Here is a 21,866-nt window from a genome sequence, read left to right as displayed (position 1 = left end):
CAAAAAAACCCTCTGATTCGAGGGTTATTCTGGAAATTCCAGCGTTATTTTGCCTAATTTCTGACTTCTATAGTCTCTCAGTAATATCTCGCCTGCTAAGGTGGTATCTACCACTCCACCACTACGCAAACAACCACGCTTCTTACCAATTTCCTGTAAAATCTCATAAGGATCATCTGATAATTCTTGCAATTTATATCTTTCCTTCAGTAGCTCACTGTATCTATCTTTTAAAAATTTAATTAAATAATACCCTGCAGCTTCAAAATCAAACACTTCTTCTTTAATCGCTCCACTTACTGCCAAGCGATACCCTATTTCTTCATCATCAAATTTTGGCCATAAAATACCTGGTGTATCTAACAATTCCATTTCTGTTCCTACTTTAATCCATTGCTGCTTTTTGGTCACACCTGGCTTGTCACTCGTTTGTGCAATTGTCTTATTTGCTAGTTTATTTATCAACGTTGACTTACCGACATTCGGGATACCAATAATCATTGCTCGAATAGCTTTAGGGTTAAAACCTTTATCTAATAATTTTTGTGATTTATGCTCCATCAGCTTTTGGGCTTCTTTTGTAATATTTTGCAGCCCATCACCTGTTTGTGAATTAACAGTAATAGCAGTAATGTCAATCCCTTTAAAATATTCAATCCAAGCCTTATTACCCTGTGGATCAGCTAAGTCAGCTTTATTTAACAAAACTATTTTCGGTTTATCTGCTATAATCTCTTGAATCATCGGGTTTTGACTAGCTAAAGGTAATCTAGCGTCAAGCAATTCAATTACTATATCGACTAAGTTTAATTTTTCTTGAATTTGTCGTCTCGCTTTGGCCATATGGCCTGGAAACCACTGGACTGTCATAATGATACTCACCCTTCTGTAAGTGTACTACTGCACTCGTCCCATATGCGTTAAAGGCCAAAACACAACCTCTGCTCTACCTACAACTTCATTAAGATCGATAAACCCTATATCAGGCATACGGCTGTCTGCACTCTTGTTACGATTATCGCCCATGACAAACAAATGGTTTTCTGGTACTAGTATCTTCTGATAATTATTATAAAATTCCATTGGTTCATTTATATATGGTTCGTCTAAAATCTGACCATTTATATAAACTGTGCCATTAACAATTTCAAGCTCGTCACCTTCTATGGCGATTACACGTTTAATGTAATCTCTAGTAGGGGTTGCATGAAACACGATTATATCTCCATGTTTTGGATCATCTAGTAAGTACACTGCCTTATTAACTACTAACCACTCAGAATCTTCTAATGTAGGATACATTGATTCCCCATCTACAATAAAAATTGCAAATAAAAAGTGTCTGATTAATAATGCAAGAATAATTGCAACACCCAGGGTTATAACCCAATCTATGAACTCCCTCGTAGCACTTTTATCTTCTCTACCTGGATTCTTCTGATCTATATTATTGCCCTCTACGTGGCTCGATTCTATATCTTGCATAACGTAGTTCCTCCTCAGCCAAAAAAGAAATTCATTAACTATAAAAATCCATTAATGTTATGTATTAAAAAATCACTGACTTTATAATCATAGCAAAAAACCAGGTAATAAACAAATAAAAAACTTAGACAGCTAATTTTTAGGTGTGAAAAAAGGAGCTGTTTCCAGCTCCTTAGTTTGCTTATAAAATTTCTTTAATACGTGCTGCTTTACCTGTAAGATTACGTAGGTAGTATAACTTAGCACGACGAACACGTCCACGACGCATAACTTCGATCTTCTCGATCTTTGGTGAGTGGATTGGGAAAGTTCTCTCAACACCAACACCGTAAGATATTTTGCGAACTGTAAATGTCTCGCTGATATCTGCACCACGTCGCTTAATAACTACTCCTTCGAAAACCTGAATACGCTCACGAGTTCCTTCAATTACTTTTACGTGTACGCGCACTGTATCCCCAGGCTTGAATGTAGGAATGTCATTTTTTAATTGCTCTTTTGCAATCTGATTAAGTACGTTCATTTTAAACGCTCCTTCCTTCACAGATGTTCATGCGTTTAAAGCCTTTAGCGCAGAGGACCATCGTAATCAACAAAAGTTATTTTATCATAACCGTCATTTAGAATCAAGGTGTTTTTTTATAAACTCTTGTTCATCTACAGTTAATTCAACTTCTTCTAATAATTCTGGACGGCGCTTCGCTGTGCGTAATAATGATTGCTGCCTACGCCATTGTTCAATCAATTTGTGATTCCCACCTATCAGGACATCAGGAACCTTCATATTACGAAACTCACTCGGTCTTGTATAATGGGGGTGCTCTAATAGTCCAGTGCTAAATGAGTCTTGTACGGCTGATGTCTGATTTCCCAGAACTCCTGGTATTAAGCGCACGACACTGTCAATGACAACCATTGCAGGTATTTCCCCACCAGTAAGTATATAATCTCCAACAGATATTTCATCAGTTACCAGTTGCTGACGTATTCTTTCGTCATAGCCTTCGTAGTGTCCACAAATGAATACCAAATGTTCTTCCTGACTCAGCTCTTCAGCCTTCCCCTGGCTATACGGAGTTCCCTGTGGACACATAAGAAGGATGCGTGTTTTTTCTGCAGTTTTTAGTGACTCAATGGCATTGAAGATTGGTTCTGGCTTTAGGACCATTCCTCCACCGCCACCATATGGATAATCGTCAACAACTTTATGCTTGTCGGTAGCATACTCCCTGAAATCTATAGTATTAAATTCAACCAGTGCTTTCTCAGAAGCGCGTTTTAAAATGCTCGACTCGAGTACACCCGTGAACATTTCTGGAAAAATCGTTAAAACATCAATTTTCATTACATCACCACTTCACTCTAATCCTGGCATAACATGAACAGTTATTATTTTATTTTCAGTGTCAATGTCTTTTACACATTCATCGATTACGGGAAGTAATAAATCCTTTTTACCCTCACGCTTCACTACATAAACATCATTAGCACCGGTTTGTAGTATGTTATCTAACACACCAATCTCTTCAGCTTCCTCAGACTGTACTTTGCAGCCTAATAATTGATGAAAGAAATATTCTCCCTCAGCTAATGTAGCTAGATTATCTTCCGTAACAAACAATTCACTGCCCTTCCATTTTTCCACTTCATTAATGGATTCGCAGCCTTGAATTTTTATAATGATAAAATTTTTATGGGGTCTAGCTTTCTCTAGTTCTACCTCATTCATCTCGCCACTTGCATTTTTTATTATAAATAAACTTTTAGGTTTAAAGCGGTCAGGAAAATCTGTCGTTGGCACTAGTCGCAGCTCGCCCTTAATACCCTGTGTATTTACAATTTTACCAACGCGAAAAAGTTTTTTTCCTTGGTACATATTTGTCATTATAATCACCTTGTACATTCTTAATTTCGAATTTCTACAACTATTCCATCCTTCAAAACAATTTCCACACCTTCAACTAGTGTATCCCATTTGTCTCCTACTTTTACATTTACATAACTATCAACTGTACTATGTATTATTTCTACATCATCAGGAAGCTTAAGATATTCCTTAATACGTATTTCTAAACGCTCTAAACGTGAAAGGCGGGTTTGCTTTTCCTTTTTAAACTTTAGGTTAACCTGCTCTGCGTCTAGTTTTTTTCTTTTTGCTTCGAGCACTAGTTTTTTATTTTGGAACTCTAGTTGTTCGAGCTCTAGGCGAATTTGTTGTAATTCTCCTAAATACTCAGCTTCAAGTTGTTTTCTAAGCTGGGGAGTCATAACCATTTTAACTTTTACAGGCCGTTTTATGAGCATATAAGCACCACCTAGCTGGTTTTCTAGAAGGTCTAAAGTATGGTTAAAAAGGGTTGGAAATATTCCAACCCTTAAGTTTTTGAAGTTGCATAATTCATTATATGACTTCAACCATTACTTTTTTGTTTTCTTTAACAGCTGCTGCATTAATAACAGTACGTAAAGCTTTCACTGTTCTACCCTGCTTACCAATGATTTTACCCATATCTGTTGAAGCTACACTTACTTCGTAGATAATTGTATCATCATTAGTTGTTTCTCTAACAACTACGTCGTCAGGGCTGTCTACCAGAGACTTAGCAATTACTTCTACTAATTCTTTCACGGGAACTCCCCCTCTGGTTACTATTTTTGTTTTGCTTCATGATTCTTTTGCATAATACCTAACTTGCTGAATAGGTTGCGAACTGTATCTGAAGGTTGTGCACCTGTTTGTAACCAATATAATGCGCGATCTTCTTTAACGTTGACCTGAGCTGGTTGAGTTACTGGGTTATATGTGCCTATCTCTTCAATAAAACGTCCATCACGTGGAGAACGAGCATCTGATACTACTACACGATAGAACGGAGCTTTTTTTGCACCAATACGCTTCAAACGAATTTTAACTGCCACTGTTATGTCACCTCCCTTTCTTAATAACTATCTTATAGAAATTTCATTTATATTTTAAAAGAAAGGAAGCTTAAACTTCTTTTTGCCCTTTCCTTTTTGTGAACCTGTAAACTGCTTCATCATTTTCTTCATATCGCTAAACTGCTTTAAAAGTCGATTAACTTCCTGCACCTGAGTTCCACTTCCAGCAGCTATACGTTTACGTCGGCTAGCATTTATTATCTCAGGCTTTTGCTTTTCTTCTTTTGTCATGGACTTAATAATTGCTTCTACATGAGTTAATTGCTTCTCATCAACCTGCATATTTTTAAGACCTTTGATTTTATTAGCTCCAGGCATCATACCTAAAACCTGATCTAATGGACCCATATTACGTACCTGCTCCATTTGATCTAAAAAGTCGTCAAAGGTGAAATCGGCATTACGCATTTTCTTTTCTAATTCTTTGGCCTTTTCTTCATCAATATTGGTTTGAGCTTTCTCAATTAATGATAGAACGTCACCCATACCTAATATTCTCGAAGCCATACGGTCGGGATGGAATGGCTCTAGAGCATCTAGTTTTTCACCCATACCTGCGAACTTAATTGGACAGCCTGTAACTGATTTAACAGATAATGCAGCACCACCGCGTGTATCACCGTCCAGTTTTGTTAAAACAACCCCCGAAAGTGATAGTTGTTCGTTAAATGATTCGGCAACATTAACGGCATCCTGACCTGTCATTGCATCTACCACAAGCAAAATCTCATCTGGAGATACGTTGTCCCTTACTGCAACAAGTTCATCCATTAGTTTTTCATCGATATGCAATCGACCTGCCGTATCTATAATTACGTAGTCATTGCCATGGTGCTTTGCATGTTCTACGGCTGCTTTTGCAATATTCACTGGAGAGTTTTTGTCTCCCATGTTAAATACAGGTATGTCTAGCTGTTCCCCTAATACCTGCAGTTGCTTAATTGCGGCTGGGCGATAGATATCACATGCCACCAATAAGGGCCTGCGGTTTTGCTTTTTAAGATGATTGGCTAGCTTACCACTAGTCGTTGTTTTACCTGCACCTTGTAAACCAACCATCATAATTATTGTTGGTGGGCTAGAGCTTATTGCGAGCTTGCTTTGGGTGCCCCCCATTAACTCAGTTAACTCTTCATTAACCAGTTTTATTACTTGCTGTCCTGGAGTTAAGCTGTTTAATACTTCTTGTCCTACTGCTCTTTCTTTAACTTTATCTATAAATTGTTTTACAATTTTAAAGTTTACGTCAGCCTCTAACAGTGCAAGACGCACTTCACGCATTGCTTCTTTTACGTCAGCTTCAGTTAACTTACCTTTTCTCTTCAATTTGCTAAATGTTTGCTGTAAACGGTCGGCTAATCCTTGAAATACCATTTGGCCGCCTCCTCAATCATTCATTTGCAGTTCCTCTATCAGTTGCTTCACTTGTTTTTTTATGTCATTCTTAAGCTCCGAAGCCTCAATTAACGTACGTATCTGTATATAGATTTTTTCTTTGTTACAGTGAGCATTGTATAGCCCAAGCTTACTCTCAAAGTCTTCTAACGCTTTCTCAGAACGTTTTATGTTATCATAAACTCCTTGTCGTGAAACCTGATATTTCTCTGCTATTTCACCTAATGACCAATCATCATGATAATATAATTCGAAGAATTCGCGCTGTTTTTCTGAAAGAAGTGTTCCATAAAAATCGTAAAGCAGGTTAGCCCTGGTTGTTCTATCAAGCAAGGAAAAACCTCCTTCTAGCAAGCTAAATGAAAACCCTTAAGTATCATACACAAAAAACAAACTAGTGTCAAGGAAAAATCTTGACACTAGATATTCCCCAAATATATTGTTTATAGGTCAAATTTATTTACCTTCTTCGTTATTCTCTACTGGAACTTCTTCGGTAAATAGATCTGATGAAAACAAGGCTTCGATAAATGTATCTTGATTAAATTCCTGTAAATCTTCCGCTTTTTCACCTAGACCTACAAGCTTTACAGGTATCTTCAGTTCTTTGCCTATAGCAATAACAATTCCACCTTTGGCAGTACCATCTAGCTTTGTTAGTACTATCCCTGTAACCCCAGCAGATTCGCCAAACGTTTTAGCCTGTTGCATCGCATTTTGTCCCGTAGTTGCATCTAATACTAAGAGCACTTCATGTGGTGCCCCAGGAATTTCTTTACCAATGACTCGGTACACTTTATTTAATTCATTCATGAGATTTGTCTTATTGTGTAGTCTACCTGCTGTATCACAAATTAATACGTCAGCTTTCCTAGCTTTGGCAGCATGAATCGCATCGTACATGACGGCAGCAGGGTCAGACCCTTCCTGCTGGGCAATTACATCAACACCTGTGCGCTGACTCCAAACCTTTAACTGATCAATGGCAGCAGCCCTAAAGGTGTCACCAGCAGCTAAAACTACCTTTAAATCCTGTTGTTTAAATTTATGCGCGAGCTTCCCAATCGTCGTTGTTTTACCAACACCATTAACCCCAACTATAACGATTACCGTTAAATCGTTTTCTTGAAAGTTTATCGCAATATCTTCTTGTTTACCTAGGATTTCTTTCATTTTCTCGATAATAATTGGTTGCAGTTCCTTAGCATCCTTTATTCTATTTTCTTTAACCTCTGTGCGCACTTCATCAATGATATCCATTACTGTAGCTACACCGATGTCAGAAGAAATAAGAATTTCTTCTAGCTCCTCATAGAAATCTTCATCAATACCTTTACTACGATATAATAAGTCTTCCATTTTTCCAACAAATGAATCTCTAGTTTTAGCTAGCCCGTCTTTGAATTTCTGACTAACCTGCTCGATGTCTTGCTTGGTTCCTATTAATTTATCCTTGATTTTACTAAATAATCCCACTCTGATACTCCCTTTCTATGAAGCTTCTATAGCTTCTCGTTCTATGTCTAAGTCAATTACGTCCTCTAGTTTAACGGATACCATTTTTGATACTCCTGAACCCTCCATTGTCACACCATAAAGAACATCAGCTGACTCCATTGTACCTTTACGATGTGTTACAACTATAAACTGAGTTTGATCACAAAATTTACGCAAATAGTTTGCAAATCTGGTCACATTTGCTTCGTCTAGGGCAGCCTCGACTTCATCAAGTATACAAAACGGCACTGGACTTACCCTTAATATTGCGAATAATAGTGCTATAGCTGTCAGCGCCCGTTCCCCGCCAGATAATAACGATAGATGCTGCAGCTTTTTACCTGGTGGTTCAGCGAAAATTTCAATTCCTGTAGTTAAAACATTTTCAGGGTCTGCTAACTTAAGGCTGGCACGTCCCCCACCAAACATTTGTTGGAAAACCTTAGAAAAACTATCTTTTATTAAATTAAAGCTATCTAAGAAACGCTTTTCCATCTCTACGTTCATTTCTTTTATAACATGATTCAATTTACTAATAGCTTCTAACAAATCTTCTCGTTGATGTTTCAAGAAATGGTACCGCTCATCAACGCGCTGATATTCTTCGATTGCACCTGTGTTTACCTCGCCTAATGCAACTATTTTACGCTTTAGTTCCTTAACTTTCGTTTTTATAACATTAGGATCTTCAGTCAATGGGAACTCATTAATAGCACGTTCAAAGCTAATTTCATATTCTTCCTGTAATTGGTTAAGTGCGTTGTTTAATTCAACATCAAATCTATTAGTCTTCACTTCTATTTGATGAATTTGTTTTTCTAATTCCTTAGTTTTCTTAGTCAAGTCAGCTATAGTTGCTTCTTGCTTCGTTAATTGTTCCTGCATACGCTGACGAGATACTCTTTCTAGGTCTATTTGTCGCTGCATATTAGCTTTTTGCTCATTATCTAACTCAATAGTTTCCTTCAATGAATTAACTGTAGTGTCTATCTCCTGCTGCTGATTATTTCTGGCTAATATATCATCAGTTAATTTCTGGAGACGTTTTTCTAACTCTTGAATTTCCGTAATGTCCCTAGCGCGTATTTCATCTAATGTCTTTAGTTGCTCTTGATACTTTGTTAGCTCTATTTTGTAATCTGTTACCTTCGAGCTAGTTGTGTGCTGCTGTGCCCTTTGCTCATTCAACTGTTGCTGATGGGTATTTAACTGTCCTTCTATTTGTTGTTGCTCGTTTTTTAATTTTACCAGCCTTTGCTCCTGCTCTAATTGGGTCAAATTATATTTTTCTTGTTCGTTATTATAATGATGCTGCTCCTGTTCAATCATTTGTAGGTTTTCATTTCTGTACGATAGCTCTTGTTCTAGTTTTTGCAACTTAGAAGCTAACTCGATTGCTTTATTTTGCGTCTGGTCTAAAATAGCTTTTTGCTGCTGGATTTGAGCTTGTAGGGATTCTAAGCCTGACTTGTGCTTATTATGCTCAACACTCTTGCTATTTACTACGTTTTGTAGATCATTTATTTCCTTTTCAAGGGATGTAATTTCATTTTTCCGGCTCATAAGTGATGATGTTTTCTTCTGCTGACTACCACCAGTCATTGAACCACCAGGACTAATAAAATCCCCCTCAAGAGTAACGATTCTGCCGCGATAGTCCACTAGTCTAGCAATATTCGTTGCTGTTTTAATGTCTTTAGCAATCAGAACATTTCCAAGTAGACTATCTATGATGCTTCTATAGTCTTGGGCTACGTTTATTAGCTCGTTAGCATAACCAACAAATCCTTCTACCTGTTCTACATTTCGGTAACGTTTGGCTTGTCCTTTTATTATAGAAATTGGCAAGAATGTAGCTCTACCCTTTCCCTTCTCTTTAAGATACTGTATACAAGCCTGGGCATGTTTATCATTATCAACTACTATATTTTGCAACGCACTTCCTAAGGCCGTTTCTATAGCTACTTCGTATTTTTTAGGAGCTTTAATTAAATCTACTAAGGCACCCCGTACCCCCTGGAATTGACTGGCGTGTCTTTTTTTAGCTAGTAAGATTTCTTTCGTCCCTTGAAAATATCCAGCAAATTCAGCTTCTAAATCTAAAAGTAGCTTTTTACGACCTTTTTTCGATTCAAGTAATTGATTGGTGTTTAATAATTCTTGATAACTATCATCTATTACATTCTGCTGATTTAATATGCTTTGCTGAGTATTAGTTACATCTTCTTTTAATCTCAACAACTCTTGTTCATTATTAGTGATTGTAGTTGTTACTTCAGTGATCTGCCTAGCTACTGTTTTGAGATTTTCGTCAATAGTAGCCCTCTGTGTAGCAAGCTCAGATAGTTTTTTTAATGTTGCTTCTTGTGCTTGCTTTATGTGCTGAATCTGATTGTTCGCACTCGTCTGCTGGTGTAATATTTCTATATGTTCTGCCTTTAAAGCTTCAGTTTGTTCATCCTGGTTTACCAATCTGCTCTCATAATCTTCTAATCTATTGATTTCACTCTTCAATTCAGCTTCTTTACTTTCAAACTGTTTTTTTAAATCGTTATAATTTTCTTCTTTATTTTTATATAAGTGCGTTTTTTGTTCTATACTTAGGCGAAGCTCTTTCGATTCTAGTTCTAGACTTTCAATCAGTGAAGTGTTGTTACTTTTACGCTCCAAGAGTACTTTTTCATCACCTAAGGCCTTCTCTAATCTAGTAGATAGCTCAGTAAATTTTTGTTGGAGCGAATCTATTTGCTGGTCACATTTTGTTAATTCCCACTTTAATTCTGTGTGGCTAGCTTCCTTACTATTTAAGACAGCTACTGAGTTAGCTAATTCATCATCTAATACTGATTTGTCCTCGTCAAGCTGCTTCCATTCACTATCTATTTGTTGAATCTGGTAGGCAAGTAGTGATATATCTAAATACTTCAAGTCAGATTTATAAGCTAAGTATGTTTGAGCTTTTTCAGAGGCTTCTTTCAATGGCTCAATTTGGTCTTCAAGCTCATTCATAACATCATAAACACGCACAAGGTTAGCCTCAGTTTCTTCTAAACGCTTCTCAGCTTCACGTTTACGTGCCTTATACTTTATGATACCAGCAGCTTCTTCAAAGATTCCACGTCTTTCCTCAGATTTAGTGCTTAGAACTTCTTCTATCCTACCTTGTCCAATAATAGAGTACGCTTCTTTACCTAAGCCTGTATCCATAAACAGTTCAGTAATATCCTTTAGACGGCAGCTTTGATTGTTGATAAAGTAATCACTCTCACCAGAGCGATATACTTTTCTAGTAACTGCTATCTCTGTGTAATCAATCGGTATCGTTTGACTCTCATTGTCTAGTACCAGAGTAACCTCAGCATAATTTATTGGCTTACGACTATCACTACCAGCAAATATAACATCCTCCATTTTTTGCCCACGAAGAGACTTGGCACTTTGCTCCCCTAGCACCCAACGTACAGCATCGGAAATATTACTTTTGCCACTTCCGTTTGGACCTACAACAGCCGTGATTCCCTTTGGAAATTCTAATTCTGTTTTATCAGCAAAGGATTTAAAACCACGAATTTCTAAACGTTTTAAAAACATTCTCCAACCTCCATTAGGCTCATACGTTTTCATGTAGGGTTATAAAATTTCTTGGCTGTGCCAAATCTTTTATAATGCTTACTTTACATGAATATCTCTCTGTAAATTTCTTAATATTTATATTGCTCTTGCCACGAACTGCCGTTTCATCTGCTGGATGAATAATTATACTAAGGTCCTTATGTTTTTCCCCATTTCGATCCTTAAATAAATCATCACCGATTTTATATAAACAGCTGAGATAATACTGACTCTCAATTAATTGTCTGATATTCGGGCGGTGCGGTCCCGCTATGATTGTGCCAATCTTCTGTAAATCCTGGTTTTCTTGAAGTCCCAATCGAATAATGGGAATATCTGCTTCAAAAAATAGTGGTAGAATTTTAGCTATATTATTAATAGTCTCCTCTACTGTCCAAGGAGTGTATTGCCCTTGCTTGTACCAATCCGCCAAATCAGTGCCTGCTAGAACTAGGGTAGGATAAATTCTTACAAAATCAGGCTTAAGAGTAATAACCCGCTCTGCTGTATCCAGCACAGATTGCATAGAATCACCAGGTAGACCTGTCATGATTTGGATGCCTAGCTTAAAACCTGTGTTTTTAATAGCTTCGACTGCATCATATACATGTTGGCTAGTGTGTCCCCGCTTGCTCAATTTTAGCACATTATCGTCTAAAGATTGTACCCCAAGCTCAATGGCTGAAATAGGGTATGCTTTCAAATAATTAATTATATCAGGTGTAACATAGTCAGGTCGAGTAGAAAATCTAATTCCTAATAATTTGTTTGCTTTTACATAGCTTTTCGCCAATTCTAGTAGTTGTATTTGATACTCGATTGGTAAACCAGTAAAGCTACCTCCATAAAACGCTATTTCCACATGATTCTGATTACAATTAATAGTGGCTAACTGATTTTCAATGTCTGTCTTGATATCAACCATCGATCTAAATAATGCTTTCTTATGGCCTGTAATTTTTTCTTGATTGCAGTAAGCACAATCATGTGGACATCCTAAATGGGAAACAAAAATCGATATGATTTTCTTTTGCATATTATCTTATCCTTTGCAGTGTTACATTAGCAGCCTCTTGTTCTGCCTCTTTTTTGGTTTTACCTGAACCCTGTCCAATCGGTTGTCCATCAATAAACACTTTAGATATAAATGTTTTTTGATGAGCAGGGCCTTCTTCGCTAATAATGCGATATTCAATTGGACCTATGTTTTTCTCTTGCACAAATTCCTGCAATTCGCTTTTATAGTCGTTTGTTCTTATAAATTTGCCTTCTGATATTAATACAAATACATTTCTTTCGAGAAATGCTTTTACAGCGTGAATACCTTGATCTAAGTATAGTGCACCTATAAAGGCTTCAAAAACATCTGCTAATAATGCTGGTCGTTTACGACCACCAGTGTATTCTTCTCCTCTGCCTAGCAGGATAAAATCGCCAAATTTTAGATTGTTTGCATAAAACACTAATGATGGCTCACATACAACTGCAGCGCGCAGCTTAGTTAGCTCTCCTTCCTTCATTTTAGGATGTGTTTTATACAGGTATTCGCTTACCGTTAGCTCGAGTACTGCATCACCTAAAAATTCTAGCCGTTCATTGTCTTCTTTTAGCTCCCTGCGGTGCTCATTTATGTATGACGCATGGGTAAAGGCCTGATATAACAATTTTCGATTATTAAATTGTATACCTAAACTATGTTGTAATTGCTCAAACCTTTTCAACTTTATTCACATCCTTATTGAAAATGAGGAAGTACAATATGTACTTCCCCGGAAACTCTATCTATATTTTTTTATACAAATTGATGCATTATGCCCACCAAAACCTAATGAGTTAGATAATGTTGCCTCTACTATCACTTTTCGTGGTTCATTAGGCACATAATCTAAATCACATTCTGGATCAGGAGTTTCATAATTGATTGTTGGAGGTACGATATCTTCTTGTATCGCCTTTACGCAAGCAATCGCTTCTATACCCCCTGCTGCCCCTAATAAGTGACCTGTCATCGACTTAGTTGAACTTATTGGTAGCTTTGCTGCGTGTTCTTTAAAAACAGTTTTTATAGCCATTGTTTCAAATTTATCATTAAAGTCTGTTGAAGTGCCATGTGCATTAATATAACTGATTTGCTCAGGTTTTAATCCTGCATCTGTAATAGCCATTTCCATTGCTCGTGCAGCACCTTCACCTTCAGGAGATGGGGCTGTTAAATGATAAGCATCACCACTTAAGCCATAACCAGCAATTTCAGCATATATTGTAGCTCCACGTTCTAGTGCATGCTCTAAAGTTTCTAATACTATTACGCCTGCTCCTTCACCCATAACAAATCCGTCACGATCTTTGTCAAAAGGCCTACTCGCTTTCTCTGGCTGGTCATTCCTAGTTGACATAGCTCGAGCTGCGCAGAATCCCGCAAATCCTAGTGGTGTTATACTTGCTTCAGTTCCACCTGTTATCATTACATCTGCTTCTCCACGCTGAATAATCTTAAATGCATCACCTATAGAATGGGTACCAGTAGCACAGGCAGAAATAGCTGCACTGTTAGGACCACGGGCACCTACGTGAATTGAAACAACTCCAGAAGCCATATTAGCAATCATCATTGGAATTAAGAATGGACTAATACGCTTAGGCCCTTTTTCAAGTAGAACTTTATGTTGGTTCTCCCATGTTTCTAGTCCACCAATTCCAGAGCCTATATAGGTTCCAATTCTGTGACTATTCTTGTCATCAATTGTAAGTTTAGCATCTTCAATTGCCATTTTCGCTGCTGCTACAGCAAATTGAACAAAACGATCCATACGCTTAACTTCTTTACGGTCAATAAAGTCACTAGGCTCAAAGCCTTTTACCTCTGCGCCAATCTTTGTCGGGTAATCAGTAGTATCGAACTTTTCGATCAATCTAACTCCAGAGCGACAATTCATTAAGCTATCCCAATAACTATTAACATCATTTCCGATTGGGGTAAGTGCACCCATACCTGTAATTACAACACGTTTTTTCATCTACTCACCTCTTTATTGGTGTTTATGGAAATTATATTTCTACATAATCTATATCATTATATGATAACGAATTATATTAATTCGGACTTTATACACAAGCTGGTTTTTAGTACAAAGTCCCGCAATTTTTGATTACGGGACTCTATGTAGCAGTATATCATTATTTGCTTTCAATATACTTAACTGCTTCTCCAACTGTAGTGATCTTTTCTGCATCTTCATCAGAAATTTCCATACCAAACTCGTCTTCTAATTCCATTACAAGTTCAACAACATCAAGAGAGTCAGCATTTAAGTCATCCTTGAAAGAAGCTTCTAATGTTACTTCAGATTCATCTACACCTAAACGATCAACAATAATTTCCTTAACTCTATTAAATACATCAGACATGAGTTCACCTCCTCTCAAACATTATAATTACATCACCATGCCACCGTCAACTACTAGAACTTGACCAGTGATATATCTTGCCTTATCTGAGCACAGAAAACTTACAGTATTAGCTATGTCTTCTGGCTGTCCCATCTTACCAAGTGGGATTTGCTTTAGAATTTCTTCCTTAACTGATTCAGGTAGTTTGTCCGTCATGTCAGTCTCGATAAATCCTGGTGCAACAGCGTTTACCGTAATACCTCTCGCTGCTAATTCTTTAGCAGCTGTTTTTGTCAAACCTATTACTCCAGCCTTTGCCGCAACATAGTTTGCCTGACCAGCATTACCTGCAATGCCTACGACAGAGGAAAGGTTAATAATGCGACCAGCCTTTTGCTTCATCATTGGACGAGTTACTGCCTTTATACAATTGAAAACACCCTTCAGGTTAATGTCAATTACTTCGTCCCATTCAGACTCCTTCATTCTCATTATGAGAGTATCTCTAGTTATACCAGCGTTATTGATTAATATATCAATTTTCCCATATTTTTCAATAGCAAAGGAAACTAAATCGCCAACATCTTCAGAATTAGCAACATTAGCTTTGAATATTTCAGCCTCTCCGCCCAATTCTTCTATTTGTTTTTTTACTTCTATTGCCTTATCTTCACTGCCTGCATAATTAACTACTACCTTTGCGCCTGCCCTTGCTAGTTCAATTGCAACTGCTTTACCGATACCCCTAGAAGCGCCAGTAACAATAGCAACTTGTTCATTCAACATAAGAACCCTCCTATGAAAAAATTAATTTGATAATGATTTTTTTAGTTTTTCTATGGAGTCTAAATCTTCTACATTATAAATATTAAGATCGCGATGAATTTTTTTAATAAGTCCTGATAAAACCTTCCCAGCACCAACCTCAATGAACGTATCTACACCTTCATCTACAAGATGACGTATTGAATCTTCCCAAAGAACGGATGATGTAAGTTGTTCGAGTAAAAGTTCTTTGATATTTCCAGACCTAGAAACTTGCTTAGCATCGACATTAGCTACTACTGGTATATCAGTATCATTAAAGCATATTTTTGAAATTGCTTGTTGTAAATTTTCTTTTGCTGGCTCCATCAATGCAGAATGAAAAGGCCCACTAACCGTTAATGGAATTACACGTTTAGCACCCTGTTGCTTAGCTAATTCTCCCGCTATTTCAACGGCACCCTTATGACCAGAAATCACAATCTGACCAGGGCAATTAATATTTGCAAGTTGAACAACATCGTCTGGCTTTGAAGCTTTAGAACAAATATCTTGTAAAACTTCTCTATCAAGTCCAAGAATAGCTGTCATTGCACCTTTTCCTTCAGGTACAGCTTCTTCCATAAACATTCCTCTTTTTCGAACAAGTGCTACCCCATCCTCGAAAGATAAACCACCTGCAGCGACAATTGCCGAGTATTCCCCTAGACTATGCCCTGCCATATAATCTGCTTTAATATTTATGCCTGATAGTTCCATCGCTTTCAATACAGCCATGCTTGTTAATAATAGCGCTGGTTGTGTATTAAAAGTTTTTCTTAATTCATTATCAGGTCCTTCAAAGCATAGCTTTGTAATATCTTCACCTATAATCTCATCTGCTTGTTTGTAAAGCTCGCGTACTTCTGGAAATTGGTCGTATAAGTCTTTGGCCATTCCAACATATTGAGAGCCTTGACCTGGAAATACAAATGCTACCTTTCCCATCTTTAATTTCCTCCTAGTTTACTGCACGTACTCGCTCTAAAGTTGATTTCGTTGTAGCCATTATATCTTCTATAATCTCTGCTACAGATTCTTGCTTAGTTACCATCCCTGCAATTTGTCCTGATAAAATGGATCCATGCTGAATATCACCTTCTACAGCCATGCGATATTTACCAATACCAAATGACTCTAATTCCTCTTTAGATGCTCCACTCTTTTCAAGTTCTTGGTATTCCCTAGTTAGCTTATTACGAATAACACGCACAGGATGCCCAGTCGGACGACCTGTTACGACTGTGTCACGGTCACTAGCTTTTATTATTGCCTCTTTATAGTTTTGATGCGGAGCTGTACATTCATGTGCAACAATAAATCTTGTTCCAAATTGTACTCCTTCAGCACCTAGTGCTAAGGCTGCTACTAAACCTCTACCGTCAGCCATTCCTCCAGCTGCAATAACAGGTACATTTACTGCATCCACAACCTGTGGGACTAATGCCATCGTTGTCAGTTCACCAATATGGCCTCCAGCTTCCATCCCTTCAACAATCAGCGCGTCAACTCCAAGCTTCTCTAGCCTTTTAGCAAGTGCTACAGATGGTACAACTGGTATAACCTTAATGCCAGCTTCCTTAAATCGTTTCATGAAAATCCCTGGATTACCAGCACCTGTAGTTACTATTGGAACTTGCTCTTCGATTACAACATCTACTACATCTTTAGCGTGAGGTGATAAAAGCATGATGTTTACAGCAAAAGGTTTATCTGTTAATGACTTTACTTTCTGAATTTCTCCTCTAACCCATTCTGCTGGAGCACTACCTGCGCCAATAGTTCCTAAACCGCCTGCTTTAGACACAGCTAAAGCTAAGTCGCCATTGGCTATCCAAGCCATTCCTCCTTGAATAATTGGATACTCAATACCTAATAGTTCAGTAATTTTTGTTTTCATTCATAACCCTCCAATAATGTACTTTTTTTACATCGTTACAACAGTTGCACCCCAGGTTAAACCTGCGCCAAAACCAACTAAGATTACAGTGTCACCCTTTTTTATCTGTCCAAATCGAATCGCCTCGTCTAAGGCAACTGGAATAGAAGCTGATGACATATTTCCATATTTATTTAAATTTATATATACTTTATCCATACCTAGGCCGAGGCGCTTCATAGCTGGTTCAATAATTCTAATATTTGCCTGGTGTGGCACGAAAAAGTCAATATCTTCTTTACGCAAACCTGATTTTTCCACTGCCTCTTCCGAGACATTCCCCATTACTCTGACAGCAAACTTAAACACTTCACTTCCAACCATTTTTAAAGTGTTTGCTTTTGCTGCAATTGTCTCTGGTGTAATTGGTTGCTTTGACCCACTAGACGGCTGACTTAACAATGCTCCTCCACTACCATCAGAGCCTAACACAAAGGACTTAAATCCTCTCTCATCGTTTACAGGTCCTAAGACACAGGCACCTGCACCATCACCAAAAAGCACACAGGTAGAGCGATCTTCCCAGTCAAGAATCTTAGTAATAGTTTCTGCACCAATGACTAAAACATATTTATAAAGTCCAGATTCAATAAACTGTGCACCGCTAGCAACACCATAAATAAAGCCTGAGCAAGCAGCAGATAAATCATATGCAGCTGCTTTTTTAGCACCTAGTTGATGTTGGATTATACACGCCGTACTTGGGAAGGTGTAATCAGGTGTTAGTGTAGCAACTATAATTAAATCTATTTCCTTAGCGTCAACGTTAGCATCTTCTAAAGCCTTTTTTGCAGCTATAATCCCCAAATCTGATGTTGATTCACATGCTTTTGCAATGCGTCTTTCCTCTATACCAGTTCTAGAGCGTATCCACTCATCAGTAGTATCAATTTGTTGCTCTAAGTCTTTATTAGTAACTATTTTTTCTGGCAAATATGAGCCCGTGCCTAGAATTCCAACATTTATGTTATTCAACAACTTCACTCCTGTTCGTAAGCTCCCTAGTCATTTCTTCAAGTGTATTATTATTGATAAACGTCATCGTTTGCTCGATTGCATTCATGATAGCTCTACGGTCAGAAGATCCGTGACTTTTAATACACGCACCATTTAAGCCTAATAGTGGTGCACCACCATACTCATGATAGTCGAGTTTACCCTTAAGCGTTTTAAAGGTAGGAAGCAAAATAAAACCACCTATTTTAGCAATTAACGATTTTTTAATTTCACTTTTTAAAGTTCCAAATATTGTAGAAGCTACTCCCTCAGCCGTCTTTAATAATATGTTTCCCGTAAATCCATCACATACAAGCACATCACATTTATCTGCCATAACATCACGGGCCTCAATATTCCCAACAAAGTTAATAGATGCTTGTTCTAATAATTGATAAGCTGCTTTCGATAACTCATTACCTTTACCAGCTTCGCTTCCTATGTTCACAAGGCCCACCCTTGGTGATTGGATTCCTAGCATCTTATTCATATAAATACTTCCGAGAATTGCGTGCTGTAGTAAGTATTCGGGTTTAGCATCCATATTAGCACCAACGTCCAAAACCATCGTTCCCTTTCCACCTTTAGATGGAAATACTGGTGCTAGAGCTGGACGAGCTACTCCAGGCAGTCTTCCAATAACTAAAAGTCCAGCAGCCATAAAGGCGCCTGTATTGCCTGCAGTAATCATTGCCTGAGCTTGCTTCTCTTTTACAAGTTTAGCCGCTACCACTATGGATGAATTTTTTTTCTTTTTCACAGCCCTAACAGGTTCTTCATCAACTTCAATTACTTCATCAGTATGATGTATCGTAATGTTTTTAGGTAATTCATTTATATGCTCTTTTATTTTATTCTCATCGCCTACTAAAGCAAATAAAACATCTTGATGCTTCTTAGCAGATTCTATTACGCCATAAACAATCTCTGCAGGTGCATAATCTCCACCCATAGCATCTATTGCAATTTTCATAATAATAGATCCTCCTATTTTCCGTCTGTATATTTAGCTACTTTAAATTCGCCACTAAATACCTGTTCATTTTGCACGAAGGTGTCAACCTTAATAACAAATACACCTTTAGTATTAACTTCTTCAACCACATAAGCCTTAGCTACACATTTTTCCCCAAGGAACACAGGACGTAAAAATCTTATATTAGCAGTGGCTGTCAATACTACCTCAGAGTCAATTACAGCAACCGCTAGCGAATTTGCTTGGGCAAATAAGTAGTGTCCCCTTGCAATCCTTGTTTTTTGAAAGATATGCTGGCGTTGAATCTCGAATATCGAAATACCACTCGTGTTTAACTGTAAATCTAAAACATCACCTATAACCTCATTGATATGTAATGACTTTACTTTTTGAAGATTTGCTTCTGCTACTGTTTTAATTCGTCCCCTTAGCTCAGGAATCCCAAGCTCTAAACGATCCAAACGTATTGTTGGTATACTTACTGACAATTCTTCAGCCAAGTCTTCATCTGTCAAAAATGGAATCTCTTCAAGTTTTTTGCGCAGCAATAAATGCCGTTCCTTTTTGGAGAGCCTCATTAACTAACCCATCTTTCCTTAGAAATTTGTAAAGTTATTATTATGTTATTCTATTATCTACATTTTATTACTAGGTCATAAATTAGTATATATATTTATATAAAAAAAAGCAAGTAAAAAAGCAAAGGGTTAACTTTGCTTTTACTTGCTTACGACTTCACGATCTTTATAATATCCACAGCTTTTACATACACGGTGGGATAATTTCATCTCGTGGCATTGTGGGCACTCTACCATACCAGGTATAGAAAGTTTAAAATGAGTACGACGCTTTCTCTTGCGTGTTTTCGATACTTTTCTAAAAGGTACTGCCATACCTTCCACCTCCTTAATACTAACTATCAAAATGGTTCGACTATTTTTTAAAAAAGTCTGCCAAATCTGCTAAGCGCGGATCAATACGTTGCGTGTTGCAATCGCATGATTCTATATTTCTATTAACACCACATTTAGGACAAAGTCCTTTGCACACTTCTTTGCATAGCGGCTTCATGGGTAAGCTTAGTAAGATTTCTTGTTTAATAAATGGTTTTAAATCAATTACTTGTCCTGCTATGTAATTGAATTTGTCATCTGATTCTTCAATTGCACCAGATTCAAAATCAGTCATTTCAGCAAGTACAAATATTTCATCAAGGGTAGAATTTACATTAACTTGTAAATCCTGCAAACAGTTACCGCATATCAACCCTATCGTTGTTTTTACTGAACCAGATACTTGATATTCTCGCGGCTTAGTATTGACAACTTCAATATCTACAAGAACTTCAGTAATATCATTAATCAATGAATCGTCTGTTAATTCCTGTAAATCAATTGTAGTCTTAATATACTGGTGATCCTTTGTAATAGGATATTCCTTTTCAATACGTATCTTCATTTGTCTCACCTCATATAGACAACAAAAGTAATTATAACGGTGTAACAGTAAATTGTCAACTATGACTTTTGTTGTTATACTTACAATATTATTTTCGTAATTTTAATTATTTATTTTATTAAGTGGAGCGTAAAAATTTTCTTAAATGGAGCGTAAAAAAATGAATGCCACTGGTATAATAGTCGAATATAACCCTTTTCATAACGGTCACGCTTATCATATAGAAAAAAGCAAACAAGCTACTAATGCAGATACCTTAGTTGCTGTCATGAGTGGCAACTTCCTACAGCGCGGTGAACCAGCTATCACCGATAAATGGACACGAGCCGACATGGCCTTACGTGCTGGTGTTGATATTGTATTAGAATTACCGACCGTATATGCAACCCAAAATGCTCAAGTGTTTGCTTATGGTGCTATAAGTATACTACATCAATTAGGTTGTGTGAATTCTATATGCTTTGGGAGTGAATCTGGTAGCATTGACGCTTTAGACAAAATAAGCTCCATATTATTAAATGAATCTAAGGATTTTAAACACTCAATAAAGCAACAGATGCAATCTGGGGTCTCATATCCTAAAGCTATGGAAGCCGCTTTATTAGCGGAATATCCAGATTTAGAAAGCAATATTAGATTGCAAGCAAACAATACATTGGGCTTAATGTACATGCTTGCGCTAAAACAATTAGAAAGTTCGATTACACCATACACAATTAAAAGAACTGCTGCCGATTATCATGCTACAACTATAACTGATAAAGCGATTGCAAGCGCCACAGCAATCCGCAAATTAATTGAGACTGAAACTTTTGACGCAATTGCTCCCTACGTTCCTGGTGTAACATTAGATATTCTAAGGACAACCTACAAAGATATATTAACATTAGATGATTTCAGAAATATGTTATTCTCTAAGCTTTATCCTCTAAAAGCAAGCGATTTGCAGTGCTATGTTGATATAGACAAAGGCCTAGCTACGCGAATTACAAAGTATTGCAAAAATGCACCTACTGTTTCAAGCTTAATTAGCCAAATAAAGTGCAAAAATTATACTTGGACACGGATTCAAAGGGCACTGATACATATTTTATTGAACATGATGAAAAAAGATTTGGAACAATTGAAGCCTGCTCAATACGCCCGGGTTTTAGGTTTTAATGCAAAAGGGCAAACATTTCTACAACAAGCTAAAAAGTCCAGCTCAATTCCAATAATCACTAACTGGGGTCGTGAGTCGTTTTTATATTCTGATTATGATATTACTGCAACAAGAATCTACAGTTTAATCGAACAACAGAGACGGAAAAACGAAATATCTATGTCTGGATTAGTAAATAGAGATTTCACACTTCCACCCATTCGTTTTTGAAG

Annotated in this window: 25 protein-coding genes; 1 reads left to right on the top strand and 24 read right to left on the bottom strand. The window is 37.2% G+C overall.

The genetic code is table 11. The features are described 5' to 3' along the window. Window positions 1-24 precede the first annotated feature (24 nt). The 24 genes from ylqF to BHF68_RS02500 form a co-directional block, all read right to left on the bottom strand. A complete protein-coding gene (gene ylqF / locus BHF68_RS02615) occupies window positions 25-870 on the bottom strand; it encodes a ribosome biogenesis GTPase YlqF (RefSeq protein ID WP_069642066.1) in 846 nt (281 codons plus the stop codon). Between the two features lie 27 nt (window positions 871-897). Next, complete coding sequence (lepB, locus tag BHF68_RS02610; RefSeq protein ID WP_084019150.1) at window positions 898-1,485, bottom strand: signal peptidase I; 588 nt, start codon at window positions 1,483-1,485, stop codon at window positions 898-900. 181 nt (window positions 1,486-1,666) lie between these two features. Beyond that, entirely contained in the window at window positions 1,667-2,008 is a 342-nt protein-coding gene (rplS, locus tag BHF68_RS02605) for a 50S ribosomal protein L19 (protein WP_069642065.1), read from the bottom strand. Window positions 2,009-2,101: 93 nt separating this feature from the next. After that, the gene (trmD, locus tag BHF68_RS02600) at window positions 2,102-2,830 is read right to left on the bottom strand and encodes a tRNA (guanosine(37)-N1)-methyltransferase TrmD (protein ID WP_069642064.1); all 729 of its coding nucleotides are present in this window, start codon (window positions 2,828-2,830) and stop codon (window positions 2,102-2,104) included. Between the two features lie 12 nt (window positions 2,831-2,842). Beyond that, the gene (rimM, locus tag BHF68_RS02595; protein ID WP_176719863.1) at window positions 2,843-3,370 is read right to left on the bottom strand and encodes a ribosome maturation factor RimM; all 528 of its coding nucleotides are present in this window, start codon (window positions 3,368-3,370) and stop codon (window positions 2,843-2,845) included. Between the two features lie 20 nt (window positions 3,371-3,390). Further along, window positions 3,391-3,789: a YlqD family protein gene (locus BHF68_RS02590; RefSeq protein WP_069642063.1), complete on the bottom strand. Its 399-nt coding sequence runs from the start codon at window positions 3,787-3,789 to the stop codon at window positions 3,391-3,393. A 97-nt stretch (window positions 3,790-3,886) separates the two neighbouring features. Beyond that, window positions 3,887-4,114, bottom strand: a complete 228-nt coding sequence (locus BHF68_RS02585; protein ID WP_069642062.1) for a KH domain-containing protein — start codon at window positions 4,112-4,114, stop codon at window positions 3,887-3,889. A gap of 20 nt (window positions 4,115-4,134) precedes the next feature. Next, window positions 4,135-4,404, bottom strand: a complete 270-nt coding sequence (gene rpsP, locus BHF68_RS02580; RefSeq protein WP_069642061.1) for a 30S ribosomal protein S16 — start codon at window positions 4,402-4,404, stop codon at window positions 4,135-4,137. Window positions 4,405-4,458: 54 nt separating this feature from the next. Further along, a complete protein-coding gene (gene ffh, locus BHF68_RS02575; protein ID WP_069642060.1) occupies window positions 4,459-5,799 on the bottom strand; it encodes a signal recognition particle protein in 1,341 nt (446 codons plus the stop codon). A gap of 12 nt (window positions 5,800-5,811) precedes the next feature. After that, a complete protein-coding gene (locus BHF68_RS02570; protein WP_069642059.1) occupies window positions 5,812-6,153 on the bottom strand; it encodes a putative DNA-binding protein in 342 nt (113 codons plus the stop codon). Between the two features lie 123 nt (window positions 6,154-6,276). Beyond that, window positions 6,277-7,296: a signal recognition particle-docking protein FtsY gene (gene ftsY, locus BHF68_RS02565; RefSeq protein WP_069642058.1), complete on the bottom strand. Its 1,020-nt coding sequence runs from the start codon at window positions 7,294-7,296 to the stop codon at window positions 6,277-6,279. A gap of 15 nt (window positions 7,297-7,311) precedes the next feature. Next, window positions 7,312-10,908: a chromosome segregation protein SMC gene (smc, locus tag BHF68_RS02560; protein ID WP_069642057.1), complete on the bottom strand. Its 3,597-nt coding sequence runs from the start codon at window positions 10,906-10,908 to the stop codon at window positions 7,312-7,314. Between the two features lie 19 nt (window positions 10,909-10,927). After that, entirely contained in the window at window positions 10,928-11,965 is a 1,038-nt protein-coding gene (locus tag BHF68_RS02555) for an elongator complex protein 3 (protein ID WP_069642056.1), read from the bottom strand. A 1-nt stretch (window position 11,966) separates the two neighbouring features. Further along, the gene (rnc, locus tag BHF68_RS02550; RefSeq protein WP_301553586.1) at window positions 11,967-12,650 is read right to left on the bottom strand and encodes a ribonuclease III; all 684 of its coding nucleotides are present in this window, start codon (window positions 12,648-12,650) and stop codon (window positions 11,967-11,969) included. Window positions 12,651-12,707: 57 nt separating this feature from the next. Next, window positions 12,708-13,946, bottom strand: a complete 1,239-nt coding sequence (fabF, locus tag BHF68_RS02545; RefSeq protein ID WP_069642054.1) for a beta-ketoacyl-ACP synthase II — start codon at window positions 13,944-13,946, stop codon at window positions 12,708-12,710. 160 nt (window positions 13,947-14,106) lie between these two features. After that, complete coding sequence (locus BHF68_RS02540) at window positions 14,107-14,337, bottom strand: acyl carrier protein (protein ID WP_069642053.1); 231 nt, start codon at window positions 14,335-14,337, stop codon at window positions 14,107-14,109. Window positions 14,338-14,364: 27 nt separating this feature from the next. Continuing rightward, window positions 14,365-15,105 carry a 3-oxoacyl-[acyl-carrier-protein] reductase gene (gene fabG / locus BHF68_RS02535; RefSeq protein WP_069642052.1) on the bottom strand — a complete coding sequence of 247 codons (741 nt, stop codon included), beginning with the start codon at window positions 15,103-15,105 and terminating at the stop codon, window positions 14,365-14,367. Window positions 15,106-15,126: 21 nt separating this feature from the next. Beyond that, a complete protein-coding gene (gene fabD, locus BHF68_RS02530; protein WP_069642051.1) occupies window positions 15,127-16,071 on the bottom strand; it encodes an ACP S-malonyltransferase in 945 nt (314 codons plus the stop codon). A 13-nt stretch (window positions 16,072-16,084) separates the two neighbouring features. Beyond that, window positions 16,085-17,023: an enoyl-[acyl-carrier-protein] reductase FabK gene (gene fabK / locus BHF68_RS02525; RefSeq protein WP_069642050.1), complete on the bottom strand. Its 939-nt coding sequence runs from the start codon at window positions 17,021-17,023 to the stop codon at window positions 16,085-16,087. A gap of 27 nt (window positions 17,024-17,050) precedes the next feature. Further along, window positions 17,051-18,037, bottom strand: a complete 987-nt coding sequence (locus tag BHF68_RS02520) for a beta-ketoacyl-ACP synthase III (protein WP_069642049.1) — start codon at window positions 18,035-18,037, stop codon at window positions 17,051-17,053. Next, entirely contained in the window at window positions 18,030-19,031 is a 1,002-nt protein-coding gene (gene plsX / locus BHF68_RS02515; protein WP_069642048.1) for a phosphate acyltransferase PlsX, read from the bottom strand. The genes BHF68_RS02520 and plsX overlap by 8 nt, the downstream gene beginning before the upstream one ends. A gap of 14 nt (window positions 19,032-19,045) precedes the next feature. Then, the gene (fapR, locus tag BHF68_RS02510) at window positions 19,046-19,612 is read right to left on the bottom strand and encodes a transcription factor FapR (RefSeq protein WP_069642047.1); all 567 of its coding nucleotides are present in this window, start codon (window positions 19,610-19,612) and stop codon (window positions 19,046-19,048) included. A 141-nt stretch (window positions 19,613-19,753) separates the two neighbouring features. Then, window positions 19,754-19,927, bottom strand: coding sequence for a 50S ribosomal protein L32 (gene rpmF, locus BHF68_RS02505; protein ID WP_069642046.1), 174 nt, complete (start codon window positions 19,925-19,927; stop codon window positions 19,754-19,756). Window positions 19,928-19,967: 40 nt separating this feature from the next. After that, window positions 19,968-20,492: a YceD family protein gene (locus tag BHF68_RS02500; RefSeq protein WP_069642045.1), complete on the bottom strand. Its 525-nt coding sequence runs from the start codon at window positions 20,490-20,492 to the stop codon at window positions 19,968-19,970. A 160-nt stretch (window positions 20,493-20,652) separates the two neighbouring features. On the opposite strand from BHF68_RS02500, the gene BHF68_RS02495 reads away from it, so the two are divergent. Next, window positions 20,653-21,864, top strand: coding sequence for a nucleotidyltransferase (locus BHF68_RS02495; RefSeq protein ID WP_069642044.1), 1,212 nt, complete (start codon window positions 20,653-20,655; stop codon window positions 21,862-21,864). Window positions 21,865-21,866 lie beyond the last annotated feature (2 nt).

This window comes from Desulfuribacillus alkaliarsenatis (assembly GCF_001730225.1).
In the GTDB taxonomy this organism is placed as follows: Bacteria; Bacillota; Bacilli; order Desulfuribacillales; family Desulfuribacillaceae; genus Desulfuribacillus; species Desulfuribacillus alkaliarsenatis.
This window is presented reverse-complemented; position numbering and strand designations above follow the sequence as displayed.